The following is a 13,581-nucleotide window of genomic DNA, read 5'->3' as shown; positions in this document are numbered from 1 at the left end:
ATGAGAAAGATCGTCATCAACACGAGCCATGGTAACGGACGCTACGGCGGGTTTTGTCTCAGCCATCGGGCGTTTCGAGAGCTGAGGAAGCTAGGACAACGGGAGGCGCTTCAGGAAGTGGACCATGGGGCCTACTGGCCCATCGCGGCCACCCCGAAAGAGCCGCGCCTCAACCAGTGCGGACGCCTGATCCCCCGAGACGACGACATGCTGGTGCGCGTGGTCGAAACGCTCGGCGCGGAGGCCAACGGCCATTGCGCGGAGTTGAAAATCGTGGAAATTCCGGCTGACGTCGCATGGGAGATCGAGAAGGTGGACGGGGTGGAGCACGTGAGCGAAGTCCATCGCACCTGGAGATGATTGCGGGCGGTGCAAGGAGCGGCGAGGCTCACGCCAGTTGCTGCCTCGTCTTCCCATACACCTCATCGCGTGACGTGAATGGCGGCCCGGCGACCCACTGTGGCGGCCGGTGCTGTTGCTTCAGAAGAAAACGGCCCATCCGGCGGCCGAAGCATTTACTCAATTTGTGCTGTCAAAAGAAGGCCAGGCGATCGTCGATGAGATGTTCGTGCCCTATCGTCTTCCGGCTCATTAAGGTCGGCCGGGCGAAGGCAACGATGAGGGCAGACATGTTGAGGCAGGATGCTGCATGAAGGTGGATGCCCAATCACATGCCGGGACGACTGTGATGATCGTGTCGTTCATCGCGGCCGTCTTTGTTCTCGATCTATTGACGCCGCTGGGGATACCCTATTGGCTTCTGTACGGCATCCCGTTCTTCTTCATCCGCTACAACACGCCGCGGAATTTTGCGTTCATTTTGGCAGGCACGTGCACCGTTCTCATTTTTGTCGGCTACGTCCTCTCTCCCGGGGAGAGGGCGGAACCCCTGACCCATCGCGCCTCAGCGGCCTTGATCCTCTGGAGCGTGGCGATCATCTTGGCTCGGCAAAGGCTGTGAATCCGGCAGCGGTATGCCGCCTGGCATCTCCCTGTTGGCAGGGAGTGGGCCGCGGTTCATCAATGATGAGCGATACAGGTTCTTCCGCCGCGCGAGGCTTCATGTTCTCGCTGAATCGCTCCAGGCCCGCGATGCGTCAGCCCGGCTCTTCTTGGAGCCGGGCGACCCCATCATCGAAATCTTCCCGTTCTTTCAAAGAGGTGAAGCGCATGATGATGCACCTGCTGGCGTTCGCTATCGTCATTGGGCTGCCCCTGTCCAGCGCCGCTCAGTTTGTGAACAAGGGCGGCTACGTGGCGGTAAAAAAAGGGACCCTGTTGTGCTCGAATGTCACCATGGAACAGGCCAAGGGGACGCTCGATCCGGGGCGTGTGTTCTGGAGAGTGACCAGCCCCATGCGGGCCAATCGCACCCAGACCGTCGCCGCCATGTTCCGTGAAACCGTCTATGACCGTCAGAGCCTGTCTCACGAGCGGACCCGGAAACACGGCTGCTCTGGATGACCTGAAAGCCGAGCGGGCTGTCGTGAAAAACAAAATTGCGGCATTGAGCGACGTGCTCGCCGTCTTTCGGTCCGTTTGACGGAGGCTGCGACGCGCGACCGGTCGCGCGTCGCAGCAAGGTTCACACCGCGGGCCGATCCCGCGATGGAGGAGGCATGAAGAACGTACAACAAGTCTACGTGCTCACGCTGCATGCATCGTCACGACCTAAGGTGCGACTGTGGAGCGGAACGAGCCTCCATGCCCTGCGGCACTGTTCCGTGAGTCAGCTCGGCCATGCGCTGATGGACATGCAGCAGCAACTGGAAACGCTACAACGTGCCGTCGCAACGCCGGCGACCGGCGGGTCGTATTCTCTGAACCGCTCTCGATAATGACACGACCGGTGGCGTCGCACCCGGCAGGAAGGCGGACCGTGAGTAGGGATGGAGATCAGTGCAGGACCCAGCCAAACGACAGAAGACCGAGATTGCTGGAAAATCGGCTGGGGCGCCGCAGAAACGACGCGTCGATGATCTCACGTGCAGCGAATCCGAAATGGAGGACGTGTTTTCAGAAGGCGAGTCCGTTGCGGTGATCGGCAAGGGTCCCATCCGGAAGCGCCGACCGAAGACACAGCCATAACACAGACAGCATCAGGGAAGTCCCAATTGCTCCGGGTCGGGCCATCATCTGCGCTCGACTGGCTCCGGGGAAGGCGACAGGGTATGCTGTGGCCCCTTGACCGGGAAGCCGCAATGAACAGGCCAATACGTGAATGCAGGTCTCGGGGGGCGCTTCCACGCGACGACTGGTCCGCCCCCCTTGACCGAAGTGTGGCTGGACCGGTTGGATCTGGTTCCGGGCGTCACGATCCTGGATGTCGCATCCGGCCATGGCATCCCGCCCTTTCGCCTGGCCGAACTGGTCGGCCAGACCGGAACTGTGCTCGGGATGGACTGGAGCGAACGGCAGGTCGCGAGCGCGTGCGTCTCGCGCCGACCGTCATGAAGCCGGTGTCTGAAGATCTGCCCGGCTTCATACCATTGATTGCGCAGCGTTGCCTGTTGTCCGGATGGAGAGGGATGGAGGAGGGAAGATGAGGGGCCAGCCGCGATCGGACTATGTCTTTCAGCGGGCGGAGGATCAGAAGGAACTGGAGCGCCTTCGTGTGATCGAAACGGTCTGTGATCCGGCCAGCCGGCGGCGCCTCTCGGGGACGGGCCTGCGCGCGGGCTGGCGCTGTCTGGAAGTCGGCCCCGGCGCTGGGTCGATCATGAACTGGATGGGCGAGATGGTCGGTTCGAGGGGACAGGTCGTGGCCGTGGACCTCTCGACCAAGTTTCTGGCGGATCAGCATGGCTCGAACGTGGAGATCCTGCAGGAGGATATTCGCACGGCTGCGCTGCCGCCTCGGTCGTTTGATCTGGTTCATGCCCGATATGTATTGATCCACATGCAGGACTGCGAAGTGGCGCTGGACCGGATGTTGGACTGCCTCAAACCGGGTGGCTGGCTTGTCATCGAGGAGCCGGACTTTTCAGCGTCGCGCGGGATCACCGGACCGGAGGAGACGTTGCGCTCTGTGGAGAAGGTCAATCAGGCGATCGAGCGGATGTACAGGAGGCTCGGGATGGACTTCATGCTGGGAGTGAAGCTCCCGTCCCTGTTGCAACGTCGGGGGCTCCGATCTCTGGCGGTGGAGAATGAGGCGCCCCTCTCGCCCGGCGGGTCCGGCATGGCGACGATCATGAGGCTGTCTGCGGTGCAACTGCGGGAGAAGTATCTGGCGACCGGGGTCGTCAGTGAGGCGGACCTCGAGCGGTACTGCCGCTTTGCGGATGATCCTGAGACCTGGGCGATCTACTACGCCACGGTTGCAGTAAGCGGGCAACAAGCGAGGGGATGACGGCACAGGACGGGACTCGCCCTCTCGCCGTTTCATCGCGAAATGGAGAACGATATGGCGACCACGACGATGCCAACGGCCGCAACCCTTCCGGGAGTGACGCCGGCAATGATCCGGCGGCTCGTGCCGCGGCTGGCCGGTGCAAGGTCTCGGCAGATCAAGGAGGGCGGCGTCATCGTGCTCGCCGGTTCCACCAAGCTGCAACGCCGTAAGGCCGTCGATCTGCTGTCGGCCGAACTGGACCGGCGGGTCTTGCGCGTCGATCTCTCTCACATTGAGAGCCGGTACATCGGCGAGACGGAGAAAAATCTGGCCCGTCTGCTGGATCAGGCGGCTCGCACGGGCGCGATCCTGTTCTTTGACGAAGCAGACGCCCTGTTCGGGCGGAGGAATGCCGTCACAGATGCGCAGGATCGGTATGCCGACCCAAAGGTGAACGATCTGCTGGAACAACTCGCCCGTCATCCGGGGCCGGTCGTGGTCACCGTGAGCCGAATCTCTCGACTCTCCCACCTGCCTCCCGCGTTGCGCTGTGAGGTGCGGGCTGTGATCATCAAGAAACCGACTCGCCAACGCGCCGCAAATAAATCCTGATCTCTGCCGAGCCGCGACATGGTCGGAAGGTGAAAGCGGACGTGTCCGACTTGGCAGCCGGTTCGCCTGCATGGCACAATCACCACTCATCGCCCGCTTGAGTCGAGGCGTAGGCTGTGTCGCACAAGGAGCGCATTGACCCGCGGTCATCGCGAGCATCACGGAAAGGAATGAACATGGCTGAAAAGAACATCATTGCGGTCGTCGGGGCGACCGGGGCGCAGGGCGGCGGATTGGTCCGCGCGATCATGAGCGAGCCGAACAGCGGCTTCACAGCCCGCGCCCTCACGCGCGACGTGAACGGGGACAAGGCCAAGGAATTGGCTCGCATGGGCGCCGAGGTCGTTCAAGCCGATGTCCATGATCCGGACAGCATCCAACGAGCCTTCCGAGGCGCCTACGGGGCCTTTTGCGTGACCTTCTTCTGGGCTCACATGTCGCCGGAGAAGGAATATGCCGAGGCGGCCGGCATGGCGAAGGCGGCGAAACAGGCGGGCCTCCAACACGTGATCTGGTCCACCTTGGAGGACACGCGCCGGTGGGTGCCGTTGAGCGACAACCGGATGCCGACGCTGATGGAGAAGTACAAGGTGCCGCACTTCGACGCCAAGGGCGAGGCCGATGCGGAATTCACCAAGCTCGGGGTTCCGACCACGTTCTTGCTGACCTCGTTCTATTGGGACAACCTGATTTATTTCGGGATGGGACCGAAGAAGGGACCGGACGGGAAGCTGGTGTTCACGCTGCCGATGGGGGACAGAAAACTGCCCGGCATCGCGGCCGAGGATATCGGCAAATGCGCCTTGGGTCTGTTTCGGAAGGGCCGGGAGTTCATCGGCAAGACCGTCGGCATTGCCGGCGAGCACCTCACCGGCGCCCAAATGGCCGCCTCATTGAGCCGGGCTTTGGGAAGGGACGTGACACATCAGTCGGTGCCGTTTGACGTCTACCGGTCTTTCGGGTTCCCCGCCGCCGCCGACATCGGCAACATGTTCCAGTTCATGCACGATTTCAATGACGTGTTTTGCGGCGCTCGCAGCCTGGAGTTCTCGCGATCCTTGAATCCGTCGCTGCTGACGTTTGACCGGTGGCTGGCGCAGAACAAATCCCGCATCCCAATTACCTAACGGCAGGTTGTATTGGGTCTTTCTCTCGCCGCCCTCTTGTCCCTGGCCTTCCTGTTCCTCGGCGTGCCTGTTGCCGAGGCTTCTACGGCAACGCCGGCGGTCGCCGAAGGTCCAACGGAGGCCGACCTCGAAGCGGAGTTTCGCCGAGCCCGCGAGCGGCTTCGTGCATCCCCTGCGTTCAGCGGAACCGACGCCCAGACTCGGTATCGGCTGGCCGAAGAATTGTCCCACCGCGGCGACATGAACGGGGCGGCGGAGGAGTACCGCGCCGCCATCGGGCTCGATCCGGAATTTGGCGAAGCCTATCGAGGACTCGGGCAGGTGCTCCTAGACTACCATAACTATGCCGGAGCGGCGGAGGCGTTGGAAGCGGCGGTCCGTCTCCATCGGGATGACGGGGAGGCCCACTACTGGCTGGGACGGGCGCTGATGGGGGTCGGCCGCTGGCCTGAGGCCGCACAGGCCATGGAGGCGGCGGCGCGTATCAAACCGGAGGATGCGGAGGCCTTTGTCGATCTTGGGCTGCTGCACATGGTGCAAGGCCATGGCGTGGAAGCCCAGGCTGCGCTTGACCGGGCGATCCGCTTGAAGCCTGATGATGCCGAGGCCCACCGGCTGCGCGAGCTGTTGCTGCGGCATCAGGAGGATCGAGAACAACTCGTAGCGGCGGCTCGGAAAGTCTTGCACGATCTCTTCGAGCGGGAATAGTTCCGGCGGGGTCGCTGTGCAGGTCGGTGCGACGAACCGCGGTCAGGGGAGCCAGTCAGGTTGGTCCGATCTCGTGGACAACACCATCGCATGGAGGCGGAGGGTGTGCCCATAGGGCACCTCTTTGGTCCGGATGAAGATCATCTGAAGATCCCGGACTTCGATCGGGCCGAACGACACCCATCCGGGCTTGGCCGGCAGTTCCCCGATCACGCAGGTCTTCCCACAGATGTGGAGCCAGGGGTGGCCGGGATCGCCGGACCCGAATACCCAGAGGTGGTAGGACCCGCCGGAAATCGTAACTCTGGCCCGGAGGGGCGCCACGCCCGGGAGGGGCTGGCGCACCAGAACGACTTGCTCGGCCTGTTCGCGCGGCACGCCGCAGGTGGCGGCGGTGGCATAGACCCAGAGGGTGTATTCCCCCGAGTTGGCCGCGCAGCCTTCCAACCCCACATCCGACGCCCCTTTGAGATCGCGCGCGTGGAAGATCTGCTCGGCGCCGGCTGCTTCTTCCGGAGCCCGTCTGTCTTGTTCACCGCCCGCCGGACTGGGGCCTGCCATGGCCGGTCCGGCGAGGACCGACAGCGACAAGATGACCATCGCCCATGGAGCCGCGTTGTGGGACTTGTGGGCGGCGAGCGGCATTATCGGTGACCCGGGCCCGTCATGCCCGCGGCAGGACGGTGAAAAAGTCCGCCAGCTTTGTTCTCGCATCGCTCAAAGGTTCGACGTACCGGAGAAGAGTACGCCTCACCCTTTTGCTTGCTGCGGCCTCGCTGGACGACCTTTTTGACCATCCTGCAATGCAATTCTGGCTGCGGGCGCCGCCGGAGGAATGAAGCGCGACCTATTCGATCGCCTTGAGGAATGAAAAGATGACGATGGCGCACACCAAAAGGGTGCCGCCCATGAATGCGTACGCGAACAGTTCAAGCATAACGTTGCATGTCCTCTCTGGTGGAATTCCCCGCTCCGCCTCCTGTCGATCGCGCTGCCTATGGCGCGATCGACAGGAAGATGGTGGCGTTCCCTCGATTGATCAAGAGCAGCACCGGCGTCTTGGCGCTGAGCTGGCCGGTGAGTTTATCAAAATCCGCGACCGTTCGTACCGTCTTTCTGTTGATCTCCAGGATCACGTCGCCCGGCCGGACCCCGGCCCGCTCGGCGGCGCTGTCCGGCTCCACGTCCGTGACCACGACGCCGCCGCGATGGCGGCTCTTTCCCGACCGGTCCTTATTCTCCTCCACCGTGATCCCCGCCAGCGCATGCTCGCCCTTGGAGCTTTCCGGCCCTTCTTTGGAGGCCTTGGCCAGGTCCTTGGGCAGCTCCGTGATGGTCACCTTGAAGTCTTTCTTGTCCTTGTCACGCAGGACCGTGACCGTGCTGGTCGTGTCCGGCGAGGTTTCCGCCACCATGCTGCGCAGGTGCGACGGGTCCTTCACCGGTACCCCGTTGAAGGCGATGATGACGTCGCCGCGCTGCAACTTGGCCTTGGCGGCGGGACTGTCGTCGAGCACGTCGGCGACCAGGGCTCCTTGTGCGTCGGCAACGCCGAACTCCTTGGCCAGATCCGGCGTCAGCTCCTGGATGGACACGCCGAGCCAGCCGCGCACGACCTTTCCATGTTTGACGAGGCTGTTCATCACGTTCCGGACCATGTTGCTGGGAATGGCGAAGCCGATCCCCATGTAGCCGCCGCTCCGCGAAAAGATCGCCGTGTTGATGCCGATCAATTCGCCCTTGAGGTTCACCAAGGCGCCGCCAGAATTGCCGGGATTGATCGCGGCGTCGGTCTGGATGAAGTCCTCATAATCGACGATGCCCATGTTGGCCCGGCCGACCGCGCTGATGATGCCCATCGTCACGGTTTGATTGAGTCCAAAGGGATTGCCGACCGCCAGGACCAATTCCCCGACCTGCAATTGGGCCGAATCGGCCCACTTCAATGTCGGCAGGTCGGTCGCGTCGATCTTGATCACCGCCAGATCGGTCTTGGGGTCGGTGCCGATGACCTTGCCTTTGAAGCTGCGCTTGTCGCCCAGCAACACCTTGATCTCGTCGGCCTGTTCGACGACATGGTTGTTCGTGACGATGTAGCCGTCTGTGCTCACGATCACGCCGGACCCGAGCCCCTGCTCTTGGCGCTCCCGTTCCCTCGGGGCCTTGAAGCGTTTTTCGAACTCGTCCCCGAAGAACCGGCGGAAGAACGGATCGTCGAACGGGCTGCCGAACGGCTGTCCCTCCTGCTTGACCTTGCGGGAGGATGAAATATTCACGACGGAGGCGCGGGCCGCTTTGGCGATGTTGATGAAGGTTTCGTTGGCCGGCAAGGTCGCGGCTCCCGTGGTGGCCACCGACACGGGAATCGGCCCGGCCTGCGCGTCCTGGGCCGAGACCGTCTCCGATTGAGGAGTGGCGTTGGAAGGGGGCGGGGATTCAGTACAGCCGGCGCCGATGAAGGCGCCAATCGCCAGCAAGCCGGTGGCTCGAAGGATCATGGAAGTCATCGGGTGTGCCAAGTCTGCTCACCTTGATCAGGGGATCCCTGCCTTTCATTAAAAGAACGCACATTAAGAGGACGCACAATTCGTTAGGGGTCCGGACCGCCCATTGGTATGGTGAGTGTTAATGTAAAACACTCTTCGGGACTGTCAAGAGGAACGTGACGATGGCAGGCCGTTTGCCCGGTAGAGCCGCACGCTCTTTTTTCTGCCCGGTCGTTCCCGTATTCTGACAGGCTCACCGTCGTTTGTGGTACCTGATGCCCCGACTCGCACGCTGGGTGACCAGCAGCCTCAAGGCCGGTCTCTACGGGATCGCGCTCGTGATCGCGATGCTCGTGCTGTCCGGCGCCTATCTCGCCACCACCTTGACCTTACCAAAGGGGGAAGAACGCCCGCCACTGTTGATTTATGGGGCGGCCTTTCCCCTGCGGGTGGATCGAGATCTTCGGGAAGGCCGCGTGATCGAGCGGCTTGGGCGACTCGGGTACCATGTGGTCGCGCACGAGCCGCGCCAGCCCGGCGAGTTTCGCCTGACTCCCGACACGTTGGATGTGTTTCTGCGCGAGCAGCCGGACCTGCACGTCAGCCCGACTTTGGTTCGTCTGTTGCTCGATCACACCCGCATCCGGGACATCAGGCTCATGCCACAGGACGTGCCCTCCTTCCCCGTGGCGCTTGAGCCGCAGTTGATCAGCGGGCTGCGAGGCGAATCCCGGCAGGTGCGCTCCTGGGTTCCGATTCGGGACATGCCGCCGCGCTTGATCGAGACGGTCCTTGCGGTGGAGGATCATCGGTTCTACTGGCATCCGGGGATCGATCCCATTGCGGTGGGGCGCGCGCTCTGGCGCAATCTGCTCAAGGGTGGTGTCGTCCAGGGCGGCAGCACGATCACCCAACAGTTGGCCAAGAACCTTTTCTACAGTCCGAAGCGCACGTTCGGGCGGAAGGTTCAGGAGGCGATGGCGGCGCTGGTCTTGGAGGCGAAGTACCGAAAGGACGAAATTCTGGAGAGCTATCTGAACGAAATCTATCTGGGGCAGGCCGGGTCGGTCGGCATCTACGGCATGGAGGCAGCCGCGAACAGCTACTTCAGCAAAACCCTGCATGACCTGACGATCGACGAGATGGCCCTGATCGCCGGCCTGATCAAGGGCCCCAACACCTACTCGCCGCTACGGGACCGGGACCTCGCCCGGCAGCGGCGGGATATCGTGCTCCGCCGGTTGCGCGAGGAAGGGAAACTCTCCGAAGAAGAATGGACGCAGGCCGTGAACCGCCCGCTTTCGGTCCACCCGCCGCAGGACATGGTGGCCGACGCGCCCTATTTCGTGGACTACATCATGGGGCGGATCGAAGAACTGAGCGGCCAGCCCTTGCCGCCGGGGGCCAGGGTCTATACGACGCTCGACCCGATCTTGCAGCGGACGGCGGCCGAGGTCCTTGCGCGCGGGCTTGGGCGGCTGGAACAGACCCATGCTCATTTGACCAAGAACGGCGAACCCTTGCAGGGCGCGATGGTCGTGCTCGATCCCCGCAGCGGAGAAATCGTCGCGATGGTCGGCGGGCGCGACTACCGGATGAGCCAGTTCAACCGCGCGGTGCAGGCCAGGCGGCAGCCAGGCTCGCTGTTCAAGCCGCTGGTCTATCTGGCCGCGTTCGAGTCCAAGCAAACGGACGGCGGCCAGCCGATCACGGCGGCCAGTCTGTTGCTCGATGAGCCGGTCTCCTTCGAGTCGCCCGCGGGAACCTGGTCGCCGCAGAACTACGACAAGCAGTTTCGCGGCAAGGTCACGGTCCGCACGGCCCTCGAACAGTCGCTGAACGTGCCGGTGGTGCGGGTGGCTCAAACGGTCGGGGCCAAGCGCATCGCGCAGGTGGCGCGTGGACTCGGCATCAGGAGCCCGCTGGACGAGAACCTGACGCTCGCGCTGGGCGGCTCCGCCGTGTCGTTGTTGGAAATGACCGGCAGCTACGGTGCCCTGGCCCATGACGGGATCGTCATGGGGCCGACGGCGTTCCGGCAGGTGATCGCGCAGGAGGGCGATCCCCTGTGGCAGCCGGTGACGGACCGCCGCCAAGCCGTCTCGCCCCAGGCTGCCTATCTGATGACCTCGCTGCTCAAGGGTGTGGTCGAGCGGGGCACAGCCGCGCGGGCCAGGTCCCTTGGCCTCATTCATCCGGCGGCCGGTAAGACCGGCACCACGGACGGGTTTCGGGACGCCTGGTTCATCGGCTACACGCCGGAATTGGTGGTCGGCGTCTGGGTCGGGTTTGACGACGGGCGCGAGCTGAAGCTCAGCGGGTCTCAGGCCGCGCTTCCGATCTGGGTGGACTTCATGAAGGACATGCTGCCGGCCGATTCGCCGGATTTTCCTGTGCCGTCCGGTATCGTGACCAGGTCGATCGATCCGCAAACCGGCCAATTGGCCACGTCGCAATGCCCTGAATCCGTGAACGAAGTCTTTATTGAAGGGACCGAGCCAACCCTGTATTGTGAAGCGCATGGGGAAGGATTCTGGGATCGGTTCAAACGGATTTTCGGCCTATGACCACCGTGGATCATCGTCCGCTGATTCAGCGGCGAGCCGGCGTTTCGGCCTCCTGTCGGACCGTCTGGTTGGGGCCGGTGTCCTCTTGTGGCTTTCGCTGATCCTGTTGCAGGGTTCAGTCCTGGCAGACAGCCTGGCCGGTCCCCCGACAGATCCTCAAGACGAGCGGGCAAGCGGCTCGACCAAAAAGTGGAATTTCGACGACGACGTGCCGGGGCGGTTGCCGGCCGGGTTCACGCTGGGCACCCTCTTCGACGGGCGCCCGGCCGGCGAATGGAAAGTCTTTCACAGCGAACGGGCGAGGAGTTCCATGCAGGTGCTGGCTCAGGTCCAATCCAAAGGCGCGGACCATGCCTACAAGATGTTGCTGATCAACGGCACCGACGCGGCCGATCTGGACATGGAGGTGGCGTTCCTGCCGGTCGGCGGCAAGGCGGAGTTGGGCGCCGGCGTGATCTGGCGCGCGGCCGATGATCGGAACTATTACCTCCTGCGAGTCAGCGCGGTCGAGCAGAACGTCCGGCTCTACCGAGTGGTGAAGGGTGTGCAACAATTGGTCGAGAGCCGGAGCCAGACGATTTCTCTCAAGAACTGGCACAAGCTGCGCGTGCGCGCCGAAGGGTGCGAGATTTCGATCTCATACGACGGCCGCGAGTTGCTGCATCTCTGCGACCGCACGTTTCAATCCGGCCGCATCGGCCTCTGGACCAGATCGGACGCGGTCACCTATTTCGACGATCTGATTTTCACCCGCCTTTCTTGAGTTTTCTCAGCAGCGGCATGGCTTGGAGCTGCTCCTCGGTCAGCCTTGTCCAATCAAGGCCCGCCGGAGCAGGGAACGGCTTTCTCACGCGCAGAGTTCGGCTCGGCGTCACGATCATGGATAGGGGCAGGTCGGCGAGGTCTCTCGGAAAGTCGCCGACGATCTGGCTATCATGAACGGTTGTGCCGACCGGCACCGGCGGATGGCCCAACTCGCGCAGGATGGCATACTCCAGATCGCTGTACCCTTCCCCCTTGCCGCAACGTTTGCCCCCCTTCGTCACGGCGACCGAGCCGCAGACAATGGCGTCCATATGCGGGAGATTTTCGAGGGCTACGTCTTCCGCCCAGGCCGCTCCGCTCGACAGGCCGGCTGCTTCCCTGATGCGCTCCGCCGGAATCCTGGCCGGGTCGAGTTTTTTGAATCCGCCGCGCAACCGGGGCGTGGGGATGAAGACGGTAATGCCGAGGCGGAGCGCCAGTTCCCGCACGGGCCGTTGTGGCGCATCGGGGTTGACCTTGATCCGCTTGGCGCTCTTCCAGGGTTCGATCTCGAAGAGCCGCTCGGCCGCCTCCCTGGCTCCCACGAAATTCGGAATGCGGCCCTGCGGCGGAAAGGGAAAGGCGGCCAGCCCCTCCTTCGCCAATCGATCCCACACGAAGCGGCGCGCGGCTGCTTTGGAGCGAAAACGCCGGACCGCGGTCTGTGCGGCGGGGCGCCGATTCGAGCGCCGACTCTGTCTCTTGCGTGACAACACGGTCGGCATTCTGCTATCTACGAGGCGCCTTGGACAAGACCCTCTCCCTCCTCACGCGCCAGCAGATCTTCGGACTCGCGTTTTTCGCGATTCTCCTGTTCCTGGTGTATCAACTCGCGCTGATGTTCCAGCCCTTTCTGCTGGCGATGGTCTGGGCGACCGTGCTCGCCCATCTGCTCTATCCCCTGTACAGCCGCTTGACGGCCCGATTGGGAGGGCGGGAATCCCTGGCGGCCGGCATCCTCACCATCGGTATCATGTTGTTGGGCGTGCTGCCGTTGATCTGGATGGGCGGCGTGATCGTGCGGGAAGCGGTGGTGCTGGAGAAGGCGATCCGGATCTGGGTCAGCGAAGGGGGGCTCGAACGGCTGCCGGAGCATCTTTCCAAACTGCCGCTCGGGGGAGAGTATCTGCGGGGCTGGTACGATCGCCTGGAGGCCGGCCCGGACAATCTTGAGGAGATGCTGATATCGAGCGCGAAGTCGCTCAGTCAATTTCTGGTCGGCGGGTTGACCGGGTTCGTCAAGAATGTCTTTGCGTTTTTTGCGAACGCGCTGATCATGATCGTCACCCTGTTCTTTTTCTTCAGGGACGGGCGCGACCTGGTCGCCAAACTGTATGAGCTGATCCCGCTCGACTCGTCGCACAAGTCGAAGATCTTTGTCCGGCTGGACCTGACCATGCGGGCCGTGGTCAAGGGAGTGGTCGTGACGGCGATCGTGCAGGGACTCTTGGCCGGGCTGGCCTACGCCGTGCTCGGCGTGCCGGTTCCAGTTGTACTGATGGCGGTGACGACGATCCTGGCGCCGATCCCATTCGGCGGCACCGCCCTGGTCTGGGTGCCGGTCGCCCTGTGGCTGCTCTGGGCCGGGCCTGTGTGGAAAGGCGTCGCGCTGTTTGTTTGGGGAGCCGGCATCGTGTCAACGGTGGATCAGGTGCTTCGCCCGCTGCTGATCGGGCACGGCGCCCAGATTCCCGTGTTTCTCCTGATGTTCAGCGTGCTGGGCGGGCTCTCGGTCTATGGAGTCATCGGCATTTTCATCGGCCCGATCGTGGTCGCGCTTCTATTGACCGCCCTGCAGATCTATCGCGAGGAGTATCATCACCCCACGGCCCCCGCCGTCCATTCGCCGTAGCGAGATATTGAAATGACGCGTCAAACGTCAACCGTCAGTCGCCCCGGAAAGGCATCTCCGTCCGAGGCTTCCAGTTCCTTCAGGGTTGACG

Annotated in this window: 15 protein-coding genes; 12 read left to right on the top strand and 3 right to left on the bottom strand. The window is 63.0% G+C overall.

All coding sequences use genetic code 11. The annotated features are described in order from the left end of the window. The 9 genes from QWI75_RS18020 to QWI75_RS17980 all read left to right on the top strand — a co-directional run bounded on the left by QWI75_RS18020 (position 1) and on the right by QWI75_RS17980 (position 5,781). Positions 1-360: a hypothetical protein gene (locus QWI75_RS18020; protein WP_289270378.1), complete on the top strand. Its 360-nt coding sequence runs from the start codon at positions 1-3 to the stop codon at positions 358-360. A 289-nt stretch (positions 361-649) separates the two neighbouring features. After that, a complete protein-coding gene (locus QWI75_RS18015; protein ID WP_289270376.1) occupies positions 650-961 on the top strand; it encodes a hypothetical protein in 312 nt (103 codons plus the stop codon). Positions 962-1,170: 209 nt separating this feature from the next. Beyond that, positions 1,171-1,464 carry a hypothetical protein gene (locus QWI75_RS18010; RefSeq protein WP_289270374.1) on the top strand — a complete coding sequence of 98 codons (294 nt, stop codon included), beginning with the start codon at positions 1,171-1,173 and terminating at the stop codon, positions 1,462-1,464. Positions 1,465-1,619: 155 nt separating this feature from the next. Then, complete coding sequence (locus QWI75_RS18005; RefSeq protein ID WP_289270372.1) at positions 1,620-1,838, top strand: hypothetical protein; 219 nt, start codon at positions 1,620-1,622, stop codon at positions 1,836-1,838. A 379-nt stretch (positions 1,839-2,217) separates the two neighbouring features. Further along, positions 2,218-2,454: a class I SAM-dependent methyltransferase gene (locus QWI75_RS18000; RefSeq protein ID WP_289270370.1), complete on the top strand. Its 237-nt coding sequence runs from the start codon at positions 2,218-2,220 to the stop codon at positions 2,452-2,454. A gap of 88 nt (positions 2,455-2,542) precedes the next feature. Then, positions 2,543-3,352 carry a class I SAM-dependent methyltransferase gene (locus tag QWI75_RS17995; RefSeq protein WP_289270368.1) on the top strand — a complete coding sequence of 270 codons (810 nt, stop codon included), beginning with the start codon at positions 2,543-2,545 and terminating at the stop codon, positions 3,350-3,352. A 54-nt stretch (positions 3,353-3,406) separates the two neighbouring features. After that, the gene (locus QWI75_RS17990) at positions 3,407-3,946 is read left to right on the top strand and encodes an AAA family ATPase (RefSeq protein WP_289270366.1); all 540 of its coding nucleotides are present in this window, start codon (positions 3,407-3,409) and stop codon (positions 3,944-3,946) included. A 176-nt stretch (positions 3,947-4,122) separates the two neighbouring features. Beyond that, a complete protein-coding gene (locus QWI75_RS17985) occupies positions 4,123-5,073 on the top strand; it encodes an NmrA/HSCARG family protein (RefSeq protein WP_289270364.1) in 951 nt (316 codons plus the stop codon). A 12-nt stretch (positions 5,074-5,085) separates the two neighbouring features. Continuing rightward, on the top strand, positions 5,086-5,781 hold the full coding sequence (locus tag QWI75_RS17980; protein ID WP_289270362.1) for a tetratricopeptide repeat protein: 696 nt from the start codon (positions 5,086-5,088) through the stop codon (positions 5,779-5,781). 42 nt (positions 5,782-5,823) lie between these two features. Here QWI75_RS17980 and QWI75_RS17975 read toward each other — a convergent pair whose 3' ends face one another. Both QWI75_RS17975 and QWI75_RS17970 read right to left on the bottom strand, forming a co-directional pair. After that, complete coding sequence (locus QWI75_RS17975; protein WP_289270360.1) at positions 5,824-6,426, bottom strand: hypothetical protein; 603 nt, start codon at positions 6,424-6,426, stop codon at positions 5,824-5,826. A 350-nt stretch (positions 6,427-6,776) separates the two neighbouring features. Beyond that, positions 6,777-8,279 (bottom strand): DegQ family serine endoprotease, encoded by a 1,503-nt coding sequence (locus tag QWI75_RS17970; RefSeq protein ID WP_289270358.1) that lies wholly within the window; start codon positions 8,277-8,279, stop codon positions 6,777-6,779. A 263-nt stretch (positions 8,280-8,542) separates the two neighbouring features. Here QWI75_RS17970 and QWI75_RS17965 point away from each other — a divergent pair, with 263 nt between their 5' ends. Then, positions 8,543-10,834, top strand: coding sequence for a transglycosylase domain-containing protein (locus tag QWI75_RS17965; RefSeq protein ID WP_289270356.1), 2,292 nt, complete (start codon positions 8,543-8,545; stop codon positions 10,832-10,834). Continuing rightward, positions 10,788-11,597 carry a hypothetical protein gene (locus tag QWI75_RS17960; protein WP_289270354.1) on the top strand — a complete coding sequence of 270 codons (810 nt, stop codon included), beginning with the start codon at positions 10,788-10,790 and terminating at the stop codon, positions 11,595-11,597. The genes QWI75_RS17965 and QWI75_RS17960 overlap by 47 nt, the downstream gene beginning before the upstream one ends. Here QWI75_RS17960 and QWI75_RS17955 read toward each other — a convergent pair. Continuing rightward, positions 11,581-12,255 carry a 5-formyltetrahydrofolate cyclo-ligase gene (locus tag QWI75_RS17955; protein ID WP_502890231.1) on the bottom strand — a complete coding sequence of 225 codons (675 nt, stop codon included), beginning with the start codon at positions 12,253-12,255 and terminating at the stop codon, positions 11,581-11,583. The two genes, QWI75_RS17960 and QWI75_RS17955, sit on opposite strands and share 17 nt — an antisense overlap. Positions 12,256-12,383: 128 nt before the next feature. Here QWI75_RS17955 and QWI75_RS17950 point away from each other — a divergent pair, with 128 nt between their 5' ends. After that, positions 12,384-13,490: an AI-2E family transporter gene (locus QWI75_RS17950; RefSeq protein ID WP_289270351.1), complete on the top strand. Its 1,107-nt coding sequence runs from the start codon at positions 12,384-12,386 to the stop codon at positions 13,488-13,490. Positions 13,491-13,581: the final 91 nt, after the last annotated feature.

Origin of the sequence: Nitrospira tepida (assembly GCF_947241125.1) — a bacterium.
GTDB lineage: Bacteria > Nitrospirota > Nitrospiria > Nitrospirales > Nitrospiraceae > Nitrospira_G > Nitrospira_G tepida.
This window is presented reverse-complemented; position numbering and strand designations above follow the sequence as displayed.

Excerpts from the sequence above, each read along its gene's own strand:
- QWI75_RS18020 (WP_289270378.1), top strand. The coding sequence starts at position 1 with ATGAGAAAGATCGTCATCAACACGAGCCATGGTAACGGACGCTACGGC.
- QWI75_RS18015 (WP_289270376.1), top strand. The coding sequence starts at position 650 with ATGAAGGTGGATGCCCAATCACATGCCGGGACGACTGTGATGATCGTG.
- QWI75_RS18010 (WP_289270374.1), top strand. The coding sequence starts at position 1,171 with ATGATGATGCACCTGCTGGCGTTCGCTATCGTCATTGGGCTGCCCCTG.
- QWI75_RS18005 (WP_289270372.1), top strand. The coding sequence starts at position 1,620 with ATGAAGAACGTACAACAAGTCTACGTGCTCACGCTGCATGCATCGTCA.
- QWI75_RS17995 (WP_289270368.1), top strand. The coding sequence starts at position 2,543 with ATGAGGGGCCAGCCGCGATCGGACTATGTCTTTCAGCGGGCGGAGGAT.
- QWI75_RS17990 (WP_289270366.1), top strand. The coding sequence starts at position 3,407 with ATGGCGACCACGACGATGCCAACGGCCGCAACCCTTCCGGGAGTGACG.
- QWI75_RS17985 (WP_289270364.1), top strand. The coding sequence starts at position 4,123 with ATGGCTGAAAAGAACATCATTGCGGTCGTCGGGGCGACCGGGGCGCAG.
- QWI75_RS17975 (WP_289270360.1), bottom strand. The coding sequence starts at position 6,426 with ATGCCGCTCGCCGCCCACAAGTCCCACAACGCGGCTCCATGGGCGATG.
- QWI75_RS17970 (WP_289270358.1), bottom strand. The coding sequence starts at position 8,279 with ATGATCCTTCGAGCCACCGGCTTGCTGGCGATTGGCGCCTTCATCGGC.
- QWI75_RS17965 (WP_289270356.1), top strand. The coding sequence starts at position 8,543 with ATGCCCCGACTCGCACGCTGGGTGACCAGCAGCCTCAAGGCCGGTCTC.
- QWI75_RS17960 (WP_289270354.1), top strand. The coding sequence starts at position 10,788 with ATGGGGAAGGATTCTGGGATCGGTTCAAACGGATTTTCGGCCTATGAC.